The sequence below is a fragment of the Actinomycetospora corticicola genome, assembly GCF_013409505.1.
GTDB classification, from domain to species: domain Bacteria; phylum Actinomycetota; class Actinomycetes; order Mycobacteriales; family Pseudonocardiaceae; genus Actinomycetospora; species Actinomycetospora corticicola.
Genome location: NZ_JACCBN010000001.1, coordinates 2782968 through 2799043 on the forward strand (window position 1 = coordinate 2782968; position 16076 = coordinate 2799043).

Below are 16076 nucleotides of genomic sequence, written 5' to 3' on the forward strand. Positions count from 1 at the left end.
GTCCGGTTCGACCGGTTTTCCGCTCCGGGCGCTCGTCGTCAGGAAGGCTGCGGCGCGACGGCGGCCATCACCGCCGCCTCGATGGCCCGACGGCGGGTGGGGTCGAGGGGCGTGACGCGTCCGGTGCCGGGGCTGTCGTGCTCGCCGTCGTCGCCCTCGGGCGACGCCTCGAGGCAGAACGCGTCGACCACCGACGACCCGAGGGTCGACACGCGTGCCCACCGGACGTCGACGGCCTCGGCCTCCAGCGCCGCCGCGACCCCGTGGAGCAGCCCGATCCGGTCGGCGGTGCGCAGCTCGAGCACCACCGCCCCGGTCGCCTCGTCGTCGAACCAGAGCACGCGGGTCGCGGGCGGGGTGCCCGTGGCCGCGGAGGACGAGTAGTCGCGCTCCTTCGCGGCGAGGCGCGCGGGGAGGTCGAGCGACCCGGTCAGCACCCGCACCAGGTCCTCGCGCAGGAGCGAGGCCTCGGGGAGCCGGCCGAACCGCGGCGAGACGGTGAAGCTGTCGACCGCGACGCCGTCGTGCTCGACCAGGACGGCCGCGTGGACCTGCAGCGAGTGCAGGGCGAGCACGCCCGCCGCGCGGCTGAGCAGGCCCGGTCGGTCGGGGGCGGCCACCGTCATGGTGACCGTGGTCAGCTCGTCCGCGGCCTCGACGGAGACCTCGGGGCTGCCCGAGGCGGCGACGGACCTCGCCAGCGCGAGCCGGTCGTCGGAGAGCGGCTCCGGGCCGGGCATCCCACCGCCGGCCATGACCTGGCGGCACCGCCGCACGAGATCGCCCAGCAGGGTCGCCCGCCAGGGCGTCCAGACGCCGGGTCCGGTCCCGAGCGCGTCCGCCTCGGCGAGGGCGTGGAGCAGCTCGAGCAGCACCGGGTCGCCCTCGAGGGTGTCGACGACGCGTTGCACCGTCGCCGGGTCCTCGGGGTCACGACGTTGCGCGGTGTGGGGCAGCAGGAGGTGGTGGCGGACCATCAGGCCGAGGGTCTCGACGTCGTTGGGCCAGAGCCCGAGCCGGCGCCCGATGTGCCGGGCCAGCTCCGCCCCGACGACCGAGTGGTCCTCGTCCCGACCCTTGCCGATGTCGTGGATCAGGGCGCCGATGAGCAGCAGGTCGGGCCGGGCGACGCGGGTGGTCAGCTCCGACGCGCGGCGGGTGACCTCGACGAGGTGGCGGTCGACGGTCCACACGTGGGTCCGGTCGCGCGGCGGCAGGTCGCGCACCGCGCCCCACTCCGGGAAGAGGCGCCCCCAGAGCCCGGTGCGGTCGAGCGCCTCGACGACGTCGACCATCCCCTCACCCGCGGCGAGCAGGGCGAGCAGCTCCTCGCGGGCGGCGCGCGGCCACGGCTCGCGGAGCTCCGGGGCGGCGTCGGCGAGCCGGCGCAGGGTCCCGGCCGCGATCGGCAGCCCGGTCCGGGCGGCCACCGCGGCCAGGCGCAGGACGAGGGCCGGGTCGCGGGTGACCTGGGCCTCCCGGGCCAGCACGATCTCGCCGGCCTGTTCGACCACGCCCTCGTCGAGACCACGACGGGACGGGGTGCGCCGCAGCGCGGCGAGCCCGCGGCGCGGCAGGGCCGCCTTGGCCGAGCGCAGGGCGACGTCGGTCGCGTAGACCACCGTGCGCGCGGCTCCGGACAGCGAGCGCGCCAGGTCGTAGCGGTCGGCGACCCCGAGGTCGGGGATGCCGGCGAGCTCGTGGGCGTCCTCGGCCTGCAGCACGTCGCGGGCGCGGCCGGCGCGGCGGTGCAGCTCGGTGCGCAGGTCGAGCATGAGCGTCCGGGCGGAGCGGACGTCGACGGCGGGCCGGTCGACGAGCTGGGCGGCGGAGAGGGCGTCCAGGAGCTGGACGTCGCGCAGTCCGCCGCGGCCGTTCTTCAGGTCGGGCTCGACGCGGTGGGCGACCTCCCCGGACCGCTGCCACCGGGAGCGGGTGGCCTCGACGAGGTCGTCGAACCGGTTGCGGATGCCGGCCCGCCAGGCCTGGCGGGCCGACGACGACAGGCGCTCGGCGAGCTCGGCGTCGCCCGCGATGAGGCGCACCTCGAGCAGTCCGAGCGCGACCCGGAGGTCCTCGGTGGCCACCCCGACGGCCTCGCCGACGGTGCGCACCGAGTGGTCGAGGCCGATCCCCGCGTCCCAGAGCGGGTACCAGAGCGCGTCGGCGATCCGGGCCACCTCGTCGGGGGTCCTCCCCCGGCTCCGCCCGGTCCCGTCGTGGATCAGGACGAGGTCGAGGTCGGACCACGGGGCGAGTTCCCGGCGACCCAGCGCACCGACCGCGACGAGGGCGGTGCCGGTGCCCGGCCCGACCCCCACGGCGGCGGCGCGGGTGGCGAGCCAGAAGTCGTGCAGTTCGACGAGGGCGTCGCGCAGGGCGGCCGGGCCGAGGCGCCGGGCCCCGGGCGGCGGGGTGAGCAGGGCGGTCCGGGCCCGGACCAGGTCGACGGCGGCCCCCTCGTCCGACTCCCCGGAGACGGCCAGGGAGGGCAGGACACCCTCGCCCCCGGTCTCGTCCCCGGTGCGCCCCGACCCGACTGCGACCATGCCCGTCCTCTCCGGTGGTGCGGGCCCGATGGAGGCCGGCACGGTGACTGCCGGGGGTCGACGTGCAGCACCGGGCCCGCCGTCGAAGCCTTCTCGACGGCGGGTCCGGTGGCGGTCGACCTGCGAGCTAGAGGGCGTCGGCCCCGCGCTCGCCGGTGCGCACGCGCACCACGGTCTCGATCGGGGTCACCCAGACCTTGCCGTCACCGATCTTGCCGGTGCGCGCGGTCTCGGCGATCGCGTCGAGGACCTTCTCCGCGGTCGAGTCGTCGGTGACGACCTCGATGCGGACCTTGGGCACGAAGTCGACCGAGTACTCCGCGCCGCGGTAGACCTCGGTGTGGCCCTTCTGGCGGCCGTAGCCCTGGACCTCACTGACGGTCATGCCCAGGACGCCGAGCTGCTCGAGCGCCCCCTTCACGTCCTCCAGGACGAACGGCTTGATGATCGCCGTCACCATCTTCACGGGTCAGCCCTCCTGACCGGCCGAGGCCGGCACCTTCGACGTCGCGGCCTCGAGGATCGAACCGCTCCCGCCGCCCGAGCGCAGCCCGGAATAGTCGTAGCTCGACTCGGCGTGCTCGGACTCGTCGATGCCGGAGGACTCGTCCTCGGCGGTGATGCGGAAGCCGATCGTGTACTTGATCAGCAGCGCGATGATCGTCGTGACCACGAAGGAGTAGGCGAGCACGGCGAGCGCGGCGACCACCTGGATGCCGAGCTGACCGAAGCCACCCCCGTAGAACAGGCCGTCGGCGCCGGCCGAGTTCAGCGACGTGGTGCCGAAGAACCCGATCAGGACGGTGCCGATGAGGCCACCGACGAGGTGGACGGCGACGACGTCGAGCGAGTCGTCGAACCCGAACCGGAACTTGATCGAGACGCAGAGCGCGCAGATCGCACCGGCGATGAAGCCGACGGCCAGACCGCCCACGGGGTTGACGAACGCACAGGCCGGGGTGATCGCGACGAGGCCGGCGACGGCACCCGACGCGGCGCCGAGCGTGGTCGGCTTGCCGTCGCGGAACTGCTCGACGACGAGCCAGCCGATGACGGCGGCGGCGGTGGCCAGCGTCGTCGTCGTGAAGGCGATCGCGGCGTTGGCGTTGGCACCCAGCGCCGAGCCGGCGTTGAAGCCGTACCAGCCGAACCACAGCAGGCTCGCCCCGAGGAGCACGAAGGGCAGCGAGTGCGGACGGCCCGGGTCACGCGGCCAGTTGCGGCGCTTGCCCAGCACGAGGCAGAGGGCCAGACCCGCGGCACCGGCGTTGATGTGGACCGCGGTCCCGCCGGCGAAGTCCAGCGCCTTGAGCTGGTTGGCGATCCAGCCGCCGGTCTCGGCGGTGTAGCCGTCGAAGGCGAACACCCAGTGGGCCACGGGGAAGTACACGATCGTCACCCAGACGGCGACGAACAGGCCCCAGCTCCAGAACTTCACGCGCTCCGGCACGGCGCCCGAGATCAGGGCCGGCGTGATGATCGCGAACATCAGCTGGAACATCGCGAAGGCGAGGATCGGAATCTTGTCCGGGTCCGTGCCGACGGGGTCGGTCGGCAGCCCGCCGAGCCCGACGAACTGGAAGTTGCCGATCAGGCCGCCGAACGCGTCGTTGCCGAACGCCAGGGAGAACCCGTACAGACACCACAGCACCCCCACGATCGCGAGGCACATGAAGTTCATCATCAGCATGTTCAGCACGCTCTTCGAGCGGACCATGCCGCCGTAGAAGAACGCGAGCCCTGGCGTCATGAGCATCACCAGCGCAGCGCTGGCGAGTACCCACGCGGTACTTCCGGCATTCAACACGGTCGTTCGTCCCTCCTGCGGTCGCCATCCGGCGCGGCGGTCACTGGGAGGAAAGAATGCTGAGAGCTTGTTTCGAGCGACGTCCACCGGTGTTTCTCGGCAGTTAACAGCCCGCCGATCCGTGTGACCATCAGGTTGCCGAATCGGACATCGCGGGGCGCAGTGTGCCAGGTCACGCGAACGCGGTCACGATGTGCGACATCCACGGCTCGTTCGTGACGCTTCGTGTCACCCGATCGGTCGTGCGAGGTGACGGGCGGACCCGCGCGCCGCGAGGTGCACAGGGCACAGGTTCCACGGCCCGCGCGACATGCCTGACGGACGTCTCGCGACGGCGCCAGCTCGGGCGGCCCGGGCCGCCCGAGCGAGATGCACACCAGGGAGCTCCGGAGGCCGTCCGGGCTGCCTCACGTGGACCTCGCGGCGGGGTGCGGGCCGACTCGGGCGCGAGGTTCACGTGGCGCAGGTTCCGGGGCCGTCCGGGCTGCCTCACGTGGACCTCACGGCGCTGCGGTCAGCGCAGGAGCGCGTCCACGAAGGCGTTCGGCTCGAACGGCGCCAGGTCGTCCGGCCCCTCGCCGAGGCCGACGAGCTTCACCGGCACGCCCAGCTCCCGCTGCACCTGGAACACGATGCCGCCCTTGGCCGTGCCGTCGAGCTTGGTGAGCACGACCCCGGTCACGTCGACCACCTCGCGGAACACCCGGGCCTGGGTCAGCCCGTTCTGCCCGGTGGTCGCGTCGAGGACGAGCAGCACCTCGTCGACCTCGGCCTGGCGCTCGACGACGCGCTTGACCTTGCCGAGCTCGTCCATCAGGCCGGTCTTGGTGTGCAGCCGGCCCGCGGTGTCGAGCAGCACGGCGTCGACCCCGGCCTCGGCGCCCCGCTTGACCGCGTCGAACGCCACGCTCGCCGGGTCCGCGCCCTCCGCGCCGCGCACGACGCGGGCGCCGGCCCGCTCCCCCCACGTCTGCAGCTGCTCGGCGGCCGCGGCCCGGAAGGTGTCCGCCGCGCCGAGCACGATCTCGTGTCCGCCGCCGACGAGGACGCGGGCGAGCTTGCCGGTGGTGGTGGTCTTCCCGGTGCCGTTCACCCCGACGACGAGCACGACGGCAGGTCGCCCGTCGTGCGCGAGGGCGCGCACGGAGCGCTCCATGCCGGTCCCGAGGGTCTCGACGAGGACCTCGTGCAGCAGCTCCCGGACCTCGTCCGAGGTGCGGACCCCGCGTGAGGCGATCCGTTCGCGGAGCTTGCCGACGACCTCCTGGGTGGTGGCCGACCCCAGGTCCGCCATGAGCAGCTGGTCCTCGACCTCCTCCCACGAGTCCTCGTCGAGGTCGCCAGCGCCGAGCAGGCCCAGCAGCCCGGTGCCGAGCGTGGATCGGCTGCGACCGAGGCGTCCGCGCAGCCGCTCCAGCCGTCCCTCCGGGGAGGCGATGGGCTCGCTCGGGGCGGGCGCGGCGTCCGGGGCGGCCGGAGCCGGGGGTGCGGGCTGCGCCGGCGGTGCGGACGCGGGGGCCGGCGGAGCCGCGGCGGGCGGGATCTGCGTGGTCCGGTCGGGCGTGGCCGGGGTGATCTCGGTCGTCCGGTCCGGGGCGGGCGACGCGGGGCGCTGCGGCGCCGGGGGCGCGGGGGCGCTCGCCGCGGGCGGGGTCGGCGTCGTCCGGTCCGGAGCAGCCGGCGGAATCTCCGTCGTCCGGTCCGGCGCGGGAGTCGACGGGGCGGGTGCGACCGGCGGGACCGCGGTCGTCCGGTCCGGGGCGGGAGCCGTCGGAGCGGACGCGGTCGGCGGGATCTCCGTGGTGCGGTCACCGGCCGGCGGGATCTCCGTGGTGCGGTCGGCGGACGGCGCCGGAGTCCCGCCGGGAGACGAGTCGATCTCGGTCGTGCGGTCCGGCTCGATCTCGGTGGTCCGCTCGGGCGCGACCGGCGTGATCTCGGTCTGCTCGGGGATCGCGGACGGGGCCTGGGTGGTGCGCTCCGGAGCAGGAGCAGGAGCGGACGGGCCCGACGGGCGCGACGGGCGCGCCTCGATGTCCGGGCCGGTCCCGGTGGGCGTGGTCCCGACCGTCGGCGGCGTCGGCCCGACCTCGGGCCGGTCCTTCGTCCCCGTCGCCCCGCCGCCCGCGGAGAACGAGAAGCCGCCGCCGGCGCTGTAGCTGCCCTTGGTCGGCTTCGGCGGCTCGGCCTGTTCCTCCTCCTGGTTCCGCAGCGAGATGCGGCGCCGGCGGGCCAGGACGAGCCCGACGATCAGGACGAGGAGGAGCACCACCACGACGACCGCGACGATGATCCCGGTCAGCACACCCGGCGAGAGCCCGGCGGCGGGGGCCTGCGCGAGCAGTTCCCGGGTCGAGGTGTCGAGGGTGGTCAGCGGCGACGTCACGCGTCCCATCCTGTCAGCCGTCGCGTCCGGCGGCCGCGACCGAACGTGGCGGGTTGCCGACGTCGATCATCAGCCGTGTGCCACCGCTGACACCGGCCGAGGTCAGGCCAGCAGCGAGAGCAGTGACCACACCCCGACGCCGAGGAGCGCGAGCAGCACCAGGAGGGCGGCGAGCAGGGCCACCACGCCGCGGGTCTGCTGCGGCACCGGCCCCAGTGCACCGGCGCCGGGCAGGACGGGCGCGCGGTAGAAGACGTCGACGGTGTGGCCCGCCGCGACCGGCACCGCCTCGACCACGCGGCCCCAGCCGTCCCCGCGGTCGACGGCGATCTCCACGCGGTGCCGACCGGGCGGGAGCGCGATGTCGGTGCGGCCCCAGCGGATGCTCAGCGGCAGGTCGTCGACGAGGACCGTCACCGGGTGGCCGGCGAGGAACGGGGTGAGGCTGCTGTGCGAGGCGTCGACCACGAGGTGCCCGACGGCGGGCTGCGGGGCCGAGGGCATGCGCCAGGACCCGCGGGCGGACGGGGCGCGCTCGACCTGCACGCGGCGCTTGGGCTGGAGCACCGTCATCCCGACCCACCTCCCCCGAGGGGAGCCCCCGCTCCCCTACCCGACGAGGTCGACGGTAGGCCCGGTCAACGCCTGGCGGCATTCCCCGTGCGCGTCGTTCGTCGGGCACGACCGCGTGATGTCTTGATCACGCAGCGCTAGGATAGCGCAACACAGCGTCACGACACGGGCGAGGGGTCCGCCCGGGCGAGTGGTCCGGGTGCCTCGGCCCCGCGGAGCCGCTGGGAGACGACCGCCGTGATGCCGTCGCCGCGCATGCTCACGCCGTAGAGCGCGTCGGCGATCTCCATGGTCGGCTTCTGGTGGGTGATGATCACCAGCTGCGAGGTGCGCCGGAGGTCGTCGAGCAGCGAGATGAGCCGCCGCAGGTTCGCGTCGTCGAGGGCCGCCTCGACCTCGTCCATCACGTAGAACGGCGAGGGGCGCGCCCGGAAGATCGCGACGAGCATCGCCACGGCGGTCAACGACTTCTCGCCGCCCGAGAGCAGCGAGAGGCGCTTGACCTTCTTCCCCGGCGGGCGGGCCTCGACCTCCACCCCGGTGGTCAGCAGGTCGTCGGGGTCGGTGAGCACCAGCCGTCCGTCGCCCCCGGGGAAGAGCACCGGGAACACGACCTCGAACTCCCGCGCCACGTCCGCGAACGCCTCCGCGAACACGTCGAGGATCCGCTGGTCGACGTCGGCCACCACCGAGAGCAGGTCCCGCTTGGAGGCCTTCACGTCCTCGAGCTGGGTCGACAGGAAGCGGTAGCGCTCCTCGAGCGCCGCGTACTCCTCGAGCGCCAGCGGGTTGACCTTGCCCAGCGTGCCGAGTTCCTTCTCCGCCCGGGACGCCCGCCGCTGCTGCTCCGCCCGGTCGTAGCGCAGGGGCGGCGGCATCGAGACCTGCTCGCCCCGCTCGCGCGCGGCCGTGACCTCCGCGACCTCGGCCTCGCTCGGCGGGATCCCGACGTCGGGGCCGTACTCGCGCACGAGGTCGTCCAGGCCGATCCCGAAGCGCTCGACGATCGACTCCTCGAGCTGCACGAGCCGCGTGCGCTGCTCGGCGCGCAGGACCTCGTCGCGGTGCACCGCGTCGGTGAGCCGTTCCAGCGTCTGCTGGAGGCCCCGCGCCCGCTCGCGGACCGCGTCGAGCTCGGCCGCCCGCGCCTGCCGCGCCGCGGCCAGCCGGTCCCGCGCCGCCGCCGCGGCCGCCACCGACGTGGCGATCCGGTCGACCCCGACCCGGCCGTACTCCAGGATCTCCCCGAGCAGCGCGGCCTGCCGCTCCCGTTCCCGCCGACGGGTCGCGGCGCGCTCGCGCTGCTCGCGCTCGGCCCGGGCCCGGTGGCGCAGTGCCTCCGCGCGGCCGGTCACCGCCCGGGCCCGCTCCTCGGCGGTGCGCAGCGCGAGCCGGCCCTCCACCTCGGCGGCCCGTGCCGCGTTGAGCGCCGCCGACGCGGCGTCCCGGCTCGCGACGTCGGCCCCGTCGACCTCGTCGGCGTCGGTGTCGGCCTGGTCGGTCGCCATCTCCAGGCGCTCCGCGAGGTCGTCCAGCTCGGCGCGCCGCTCCTCGTGCGCCTGCTCGACCGTCGCGCGGCGCTCCGTGAGCCGGGTGAGCTCCGCCTCCGCCCCGCGCACCGTCTCCGCCAGTCCGCCGAGCCGGCGCGCGAGCTGCGCGCGCCGGGCCTCGTCCTGCGCCCGGCGGGCGTCGGCCACCTTCCGCCGCTCGACGTCGGCCCGGCGCGCGTCGTCGCGGACCTGGCGGGCCACCCCGACCTCCGCCCGCGCCGCCGACTCGGCCTGCCGCGCCGCCTCGAGCGCGGCGGCCGTCGCCCGCTCGGCACGTTCCGCGTCGGCGCGCCGGTCCCCCGCCTCGTCGGCTGCCGACTGCATCTCCAGGATCGACCGGTTCCCCGAGGGCCCGCCGATCGCCCAGGCCCCGCCCAGCACGTCGCCGGCACGGGTGGCGGCGGTCAGCTCCGGGTGCGCCGCGACGAGGGCGCGTGCCGCCGGCAGGTCGTCCACCACGGCCACCCCGGCGAGCAGCCGGCCCACCGCTCCGGCGACCGCATCGGGCGCCCGGACGAGGTCGGCCGCCCAGACGGCGCCGGCCGGGGCGGGCCCCGTCGGCGCGGCGGGCCCCGCCCCCGCGACGAGCAGCCCGGCCCGGCCCGCGTCGCTGGCGTGCAGGTGGGCGAGGGCGTCGGCGGCGGCGTCCACCCCGGACACCACCACGGCGTCGGCCACCGGCCCCAGCGCCGCGGTCACCGCCGTCTCGTCACCCGGACCCACGCGCAACAGCGCGGCCACCGAGCCGAGCACCCCGTCGCGCGCCCCGGCGAGCAGTTCCCCCGCCCCGTCGCGCCGGGTGAGCGTCAGCTCGAGGGCCTCCACCCGCGCGCGCCAGTGCGCTCGGTCCCGCTCGGCGTCACGGTGGGCCGCGGCCGCGCGGTCGACCTCCGCCCGCACCTGCTCGTGGCGCTCGGTCGCGGCGTCGAACGCGGCCTCGGGATCGGGACCCCCGGCCCCGTCCTCGCTGCCGACCTCGACCGACACCCCGGAGTCCGGTGCCCCGTCGTCCGGCCCGGTCGGAGCGGACTCGCCCGCCGCGGCCTCCTCCTCGGCGAGCTCCGCCCGGGCCGTGGCCGCCCGCGCGGTCGTCTCCGCGATCGACGTCGCCAGGGTCTCGAGCTCCTCGACCGCCGCCGCGACGCGCCCACGCTGCGTCTCGACCTGCCCGGCGAGCCGGGCGAGCCCCTCGCGCCGGTCCGCGGCCGCCCGTGCCGCCGCCGCGACCCGCCGGTCGGCGGCCTCGAGGGTCTCCTCGGCGTCCTCCCGGCGGGCGGCGGCGTCCTCGAGGGTCTCCCGGGCGAGCGCGACCTCCTCGGCGAGTGCCTCCTCGTTCTCCGCGGCCGACGCGGCCTGGCGCTCCAGCTCGTCGGGGTCGGGGCCCGAGGTCGTCTCCTCCACCGCCGTCAGGTGCCGGTGGCGCTCGGCGGCGAGCGCCACCGTGCCGCGCAGCCGCTCGGCGAGCGACGCGAGCCGGTGGTGCGCCTCCTGCGCCCGGTCGTACGCCGGGGCGTCGACCTCGAGGGCGGCCTCCAGCTCCGTCATCGCCTCCGACTTGACCGCGAGCGCCCGCTCGGTCTCGTCGCGCCGGCGCCGGGCCTCGTCCTCGTCGGCCGCGTCCCGCGCGATCGTGCTCCGCAGCGTCACGAGGTCGTCCGCGGCGAGCCGCAGCCGCGCGTCGCGCAGGTCGGCCTGGATCGTCTGCGCCCGCCGGGCGATCTCTGCCTGGCGCCCGAGCGGCTTGAGCTGGCGGCGGAGCTCGGTGGTCAGGTCGCCGAGGCGGGCGAGGTTCGACTCCATCGCCTCGAGCTTGCGCAGCGCCTTCTCCTTGCGCTTGCGGTGCTTGAGGACCCCCGCGGCCTCCTCGATGAAGGCGCGGCGCTCCTCGGGGCGGGACTGCAGGATCGCGTCGAGCTGCCCCTGGCCGACCAGCACGTGCAGCTCGCGGCCGATCCCGGAGTCGCTCAGGAGCTCCTGCACGTCGAGCAGGCGGCAGGAGCTGCCGTTGATCTCGTACTCGCCCGCGCCGGAGCGGAAGACCCGCCGGGTGATCGACACCTCGGTGTACTCGATCGGCAGCGCCCCGTCGGAGTTGTCGATCGTCAGCGTCACCTCGGCCCGGCCCAGCGGGGCCCGCCCGGTGGTGCCGGCGAAGATGACGTCCTCCATCTTCCCGCCGCGCAGCGCCTTCGCGCCCTGCTCGCCGAGCACCCAGCTGATGGCGTCGACGACGTTGGACTTGCCGGAGCCGTTCGGCCCCACCACGCAGGTGATGCCCGGCTCGAAGCGCAGGGTGGTCGAGGACGCGAAGGACTTGAAGCCCTTCAGCGTCAGGCTCTTCAGATGCACCCGGACCAGGCCCCCTCCCGTCGCTGCGCTCGCCCAGGTCTCCCCGACCTGCCCGGGAAGCTACGCGACCCCTCCGACAGCCTCCCGCAGCACCGTCGCGACGTCGTCCGCCCGGTCCGCGAGGGCGCCCGTGCGGTCGATCACCGACACCGCGGCCACCACCCGCCCCTCCGACCACACCGGTACCGCCACCGCCACCGCGTCCGGCACCAGGCGCCCGCTGCGGCCCGTCTCGCACCCCGTCGTCCGGATGCGCTCGAAGTCCTCCAGCAGCGCGAGGGCCGCGGCCGGATCCTCCGGGCGGGCCGCCCGCACCACCGCCCGGCGAGCCTCGGCGGCGAGGTGCGCCACGAGCACCCGTCCGGCCGCGGTGTCCACCAGCGGTCGCCGCACCTGGGAGGAGAGCGCGTAGTCGAAGGCCTCGTCCGCCCCTGCCCAGTCGACCCAGACGGCGTCGTTTCCGACCCGCACCGCGAGCTGCACCGGGAGCCCCAGCCGCTCGGCGAGCCCGCCCAGCACCCCGGGCCGCACCGGGACCGCGGGCCGCCCGGCCCGGACCGAGAGCACCGACGGCGCCGGCCCGAGCGTGTACCGGCGGTGGGACTCGTCGAGGTACCCGACCGCGACGAGCCCGTCGACGAGCTTCTGCACCGAGGACACCGGCGCGTCGACCATCCGGGCCAGCTCGGTGAGCGACGCACCGGGCCGGGCGACCGCCGCCTCGAGCAGCTCCGCCACCCGGTCGACGGTCCGATGGTGCTTGTTACCCATATACGTAACGGTATCTCACATTGCGGAGAAGTTGTTAGCACGCCTAACGTCGATGGTGATCACGAAGGAGGCACCACATGCAGACCGACGGCGCCCTGAGCGGCGTGCGGGTCATCGACCTCGCCACCGTGGTGATGGGCCCCTACGCGGCGCAGATCCTCGGCGACCTGGGGGCCGACGTCATCAAGGTCGAGGCCCCGGGCGGCGACAGCGCCCGGCTCGCCCCGCCCGCCCGGCACCCCGGGATGGGCCATCTCGCCCTGAACGTCAACCGCAACAAGCGCTCGGTCACGCTCGACCTGAAGTCCGCGGACGGGAAGGCCGCGTTCCGCGACCTCGTCGCGGGGGCCGACATCCTGATCACCAACATGCGTCCCGGCGCGCTGGACCGCCTCGGCATCTCCCACGCCGAGCTCGCGGAGATCAACCCGCGGCTGATCACCTGCCGCGCACAGGGCTTCCGGTCCGACTCCGCGCTCGCCGACCGCGCCGCCTACGACGAGATCGTCCAGGCCGCGTCGGGCATGACCGACATCGTGCGCCGCGCCACCGGCACCCCGAGCTACGTGCCGACGGTCCTCGCGGACAAGGTCTGCGCGCTGACCATCGCCTACTCGGTGCTCGCGGCGCTGGTCCACCAGCGCGCCACCGGTGAGGGCCAGGAGGTCGAGGTCCCCATGGCCGACACGATGCTCGCCTTCACCCTCGTCGAGCACCTCGCCGGCCACACCTTCGTTCCCGACGACGGGGGCACGGGCTTCAACCGGTCCCTCGCGGCCGGGCACGCGGCAGTCGCGACGCAGGACGGGTGGGCCTGCATCCTGCCCTACAGCCCGCGCAACATCGCCGACTTCTTCGCTGCCGCCGGGCGCGACGACCTGGCGACCGACGAGCGCTTCGTCGACCGCACGCAGCTCGCCCGCCACCAGGAGGAGCTCTACGGCGAGATCGCCGCGATCGCCCCGACCCGCACCACGGACGCCTGGGCGACGCTGTGCGCCGAGCACTCCATCCCCTTCGCACCCGTCCTGGACCTCGAGACCGCGCACGAGGACCCCTACGTCGTCGACGGCGGCCTGCTCACCAAGCAGCAGCACCCGACGGAGGGCACCTACCGCTCGATCGGCTTCCCGGTCCGCTTCTCGGCGACCCCCGCCGGGATGCGCACCCCGACCCCGCGGCAGGGCGACGACACCGCCGAGGTCCTGCGGGAACTCGGCCGGTCCGAGGAACAGATCGAGGCGATGGTCCCGTGAACACCGACGAGATCCTCCGGCGCGGGACCACCCCGCTCTCCGCGCCCGCCTTCCCGCCCGGGTCGCACCGGTTCACCGACCGCGAGTACCTCAACGTGGTCTACCGGACCGACCCCGACGCGTTCCGCGCCGCGCTGCCCGAGCCCCTCGAGGTGGTCGAGCCGCTGGTGCGCTTCGAGGTGATGCGCATGGGCGACGTCGACGGCTTCGGCCCCTACACCGAGTGCGGCCAGGCGCTGAGCTGCGCGTTCGACGGCGAGCAGGGCGAGTACCTGCACGCGATGTACCTCGACAACGCCCCGGCCACCTTCGCCGGCCGCGAGCAGAGCGCGTACCCGAAGGCGTTCGGCTCGCCGCGACTGTGGGTCGAGCAGGGCACGCTCGTCGGGCAGCTGCACGTCGGCTCCCTGCCGGTCGCCACCGCGACCATGGCCTACAAGAACACCCCGCTCGACCCGGACGAGGCCCGCGCGCAGGTGGGCGTCCCGACGTTCGCGGTGAAGCTCTCCCCCGGCCGCGGCGGCCCGACCGCCGCGACCCTGCAGCGGACCCGGATCACCGACCTCGTCGTGAAGGACGCCTGGGAGGGCCCCGCCCGCCTGGAGCTGCACCCGCACGTCATGGCTCCCCTGGCCGACCTGCCCGTGCTCGAGGTCGTCGCGGCCTCGCACGTGCTGACCGACCTCACGCTCGCGCCCTTCACCCCGGTGCACGACTACCTGGAGGACCGATGAGGATCACCGAGATCGGCGCCGGCACGATCGGCGTCAGCTGGACCGTGCTGCACGCGGCGCACGGCCACGAGGTCACCGTCACCGACCCGCGCCCCGACCTCGACGAGGCGGTGCGCGACGGCGTCCGCCGCTTCGCGCCGTCGATCGGCGCGGACGCCGACGACCTGCTCTCCCGCGTCCGGACCGACCCGGACCTCGCCTCCGCCGTCGGGAAGGCGGAGATCGTCCAGGAGCAGGGACCGGAGCGCCTCGCGGTCAAGCAGGAGATCTTCACGACGGCGGGTGCGGCGGCTCCGGCCGACGCCCTCCTGCTGACCTCGACGTCGGGCATCGTCGCGAGCGACATCGCGGCGGACCTCGGCGCGGACGTCGCCGCACGGCTCGTCGTCGCGCACCCGTTCAACCCGCCGCACCTGCTGCCGCTGGTCGAGATCGTCGCGGGCGCCCGGACCGCCGCGGAGACGGTGGAGCGCGCCGCGACCTTCCTGCGCTCGGTGGGCCGGGACCCGGTGGTGGAGCACCTCGAGGTGTCGGGCTTCGTCGCGAACCGCCTGCAGTCGGCGCTGTTCCGGGAGGCCGTGAGCCTCGTCCGGCGCGGCGTGGTCTCCCCCGAGGAGCTCGACCGCGTGGTCACCGGCTCGCTCGGCCCCCGCTGGGCGACCGGCGGTCCGTTCCTGTCGTTCCACCTCGGCGGCGGGGCGGGCGGACTACGCCACATGCTGACCCACCTCGGGCCGGGGATGGAGCGTCGCTGGGCCGACCTGGGGCACCCCACCCTCGACGACGCGACGGTCGAGGCCCTGGTCACAAGCACCGAGGCCGCCTACGGGGACGACTACGACGCACTGACCCACGACCGCGACCGCGCCCAGGCGGCCGTGCTGAGCGCACGGGAGGAATCATGATCGAGCCGCTGCCGGGTGACGTGTACGGCTACGTCGAGCTGCTGGACCCCGAGGAGCAGGAGATCCTGGCCCGGGTGCGGGCGTTCGCCGAGCAGCGCATCGCGCCGATCGCGAACCGCTACTGGGCCGACGCGGAGTTCCCGCACGAGCTGATCGCGGGCTTCGCCGAGCTCGACGTCGTGGGCCTCGCCCGGGAGTGGCCGGACCGTCGCGCCTACTCCCGGCTGCTGACCTCGTTCGTCTCCCTCGAGCTGTCCCGGATCGACCCGTCGATGGCGACGTTCTTCGGCGTCCACGCCGGGCTCGCGCTGACGAGCATCGACCTGCTCGGGTCGGAGGAGCAGAAGGAGCGCTGGCTGCCGGCCATGCGCCGGATGGAGAGGATCGGGGCGTTCGGGCTCTCCGAGCCGCACGGCGGGTCGGACGTGGCGGGCGGCCTCGAGACCACCGCTCGACGCGAGGGCGACGAGTGGGTCCTCGACGGGGCGAAGCGCTGGATCGGCAACGGGACGTTCGCCGACCTCGTCGTCGTGTGGGCCCGGGACACCGACGACGGCGAGGTGAAGGGCTTCGTCGTCGAGCAGGACACGCCCGGCTTCACCGCGACCAAGATGGAGGGCAAGCTCGCCCTGCGCTCGGTGCAGAACGCCGACCTGACCTTCGAGGGCGCCCGCGTGCCCGAGGCGAACCGGCTGCCCGGCGCGCAGAGCTTCAAGGACACGAACCGGGTGCTGCGCGTGACCCGTGGCGGGGTCGCGTGGAACGCGGTCGGCGCGATGATGGGCGTCTACGAGCTCGCCCGCGACTACGCCGCCGAGCGGGTGCAGTTCGGCTCCCCGATCGCCTCCTACCAGCTGATCCAGGACCACCTCGTCTCGATCCTGGGGCACGCCACGGCGTCGCTCGCGATGGCGGTGAAGGTGGCGCAGATGCAGGACGCGGGCACCTTCCGCGACGAGCAGGCGGCCCTGGCGAAGCGCGAGGCCACGATCCACCTGCGCGACGCGGTGGCACGGGCACGCGAGGTGTTCGGCGGCAACGGCATCCTGCTGGAGAACAGCGTGGTGCGGTTCTTCAACGACGCCGAGGCCCTGTACTCCTACGAGGGCACCCGCGAGATCAACACCCTCGTGGTCGGCCGCTCGATCACCGGCGTCGGCGCGTTCGTGGGGCACGCCCCCCGTCGGTGAGATGCG

At 74.8% G+C, this 16076-nt stretch carries 11 protein-coding genes; 4 read left to right on the forward strand and 7 right to left on the reverse strand.

What is annotated here, in order from left to right:
* Positions 1-38: 38 nt before the first annotated feature.
* From BJ983_RS13385 to BJ983_RS13415, 7 genes are all read right to left on the reverse strand, one after another.
* The gene (locus tag BJ983_RS13385) at positions 39-2549 is read right to left on the reverse strand and encodes a [protein-PII] uridylyltransferase (protein WP_246325584.1); all 2511 of its coding nucleotides are present in this window, start codon (positions 2547-2549) and stop codon (positions 39-41) included.
* Between the two features lie 127 nt (positions 2550-2676).
* Complete coding sequence (locus BJ983_RS13390) at positions 2677-3015, reverse strand: P-II family nitrogen regulator (protein ID WP_179794233.1); 339 nt, start codon at positions 3013-3015, stop codon at positions 2677-2679.
* 3 nt (positions 3016-3018) lie between these two features.
* A complete protein-coding gene (locus BJ983_RS13395) occupies positions 3019-4356 on the reverse strand; it encodes an ammonium transporter (RefSeq protein WP_179794235.1) in 1338 nt (445 codons plus the stop codon).
* A 514-nt stretch (positions 4357-4870) separates the two neighbouring features.
* Positions 4871-6742, reverse strand: a complete 1872-nt coding sequence (gene ftsY / locus BJ983_RS13400) for a signal recognition particle-docking protein FtsY (RefSeq protein WP_343054124.1) — start codon at positions 6740-6742, stop codon at positions 4871-4873.
* Between the two features lie 102 nt (positions 6743-6844).
* Positions 6845-7315 (reverse strand): hypothetical protein, encoded by a 471-nt coding sequence (locus BJ983_RS13405; protein ID WP_179794237.1) that lies wholly within the window; start codon positions 7313-7315, stop codon positions 6845-6847.
* Positions 7316-7473: 158 nt separating this feature from the next.
* On the reverse strand, positions 7474-11214 hold the full coding sequence (gene smc / locus BJ983_RS13410; RefSeq protein ID WP_179794238.1) for a chromosome segregation protein SMC: 3741 nt from the start codon (positions 11212-11214) through the stop codon (positions 7474-7476).
* 60 nt (positions 11215-11274) lie between these two features.
* Positions 11275-11985, reverse strand: a complete 711-nt coding sequence (locus BJ983_RS13415; RefSeq protein ID WP_179794239.1) for an IclR family transcriptional regulator — start codon at positions 11983-11985, stop codon at positions 11275-11277.
* Between the two features lie 77 nt (positions 11986-12062).
* Between BJ983_RS13415 and BJ983_RS13420 the strand changes: the two genes are divergently transcribed.
* The 4 genes from BJ983_RS13420 to BJ983_RS13435 are packed head-to-tail and all read left to right on the forward strand — an operon-like array spanning position 12063 to position 16070.
* Positions 12063-13241 carry a CaiB/BaiF CoA transferase family protein gene (locus BJ983_RS13420; protein WP_179794240.1) on the forward strand — a complete coding sequence of 393 codons (1179 nt, stop codon included), beginning with the start codon at positions 12063-12065 and terminating at the stop codon, positions 13239-13241.
* Positions 13238-13975 (forward strand): acetoacetate decarboxylase, encoded by a 738-nt coding sequence (locus BJ983_RS13425; RefSeq protein ID WP_179794241.1) that lies wholly within the window; start codon positions 13238-13240, stop codon positions 13973-13975. The genes BJ983_RS13420 and BJ983_RS13425 overlap by 4 nt, the downstream gene beginning before the upstream one ends.
* Positions 13972-14880: a 3-hydroxyacyl-CoA dehydrogenase NAD-binding domain-containing protein gene (locus tag BJ983_RS13430; RefSeq protein WP_179794242.1), complete on the forward strand. Its 909-nt coding sequence runs from the start codon at positions 13972-13974 to the stop codon at positions 14878-14880. Before BJ983_RS13425 ends, BJ983_RS13430 begins: the two co-directional genes overlap by 4 nt.
* Entirely contained in the window at positions 14877-16070 is a 1194-nt protein-coding gene (locus BJ983_RS13435; protein ID WP_179794243.1) for an acyl-CoA dehydrogenase family protein, read from the forward strand. The genes BJ983_RS13430 and BJ983_RS13435 overlap by 4 nt, the downstream gene beginning before the upstream one ends.
* The last annotated feature ends 6 nt before the right edge of the window (positions 16071-16076 follow it).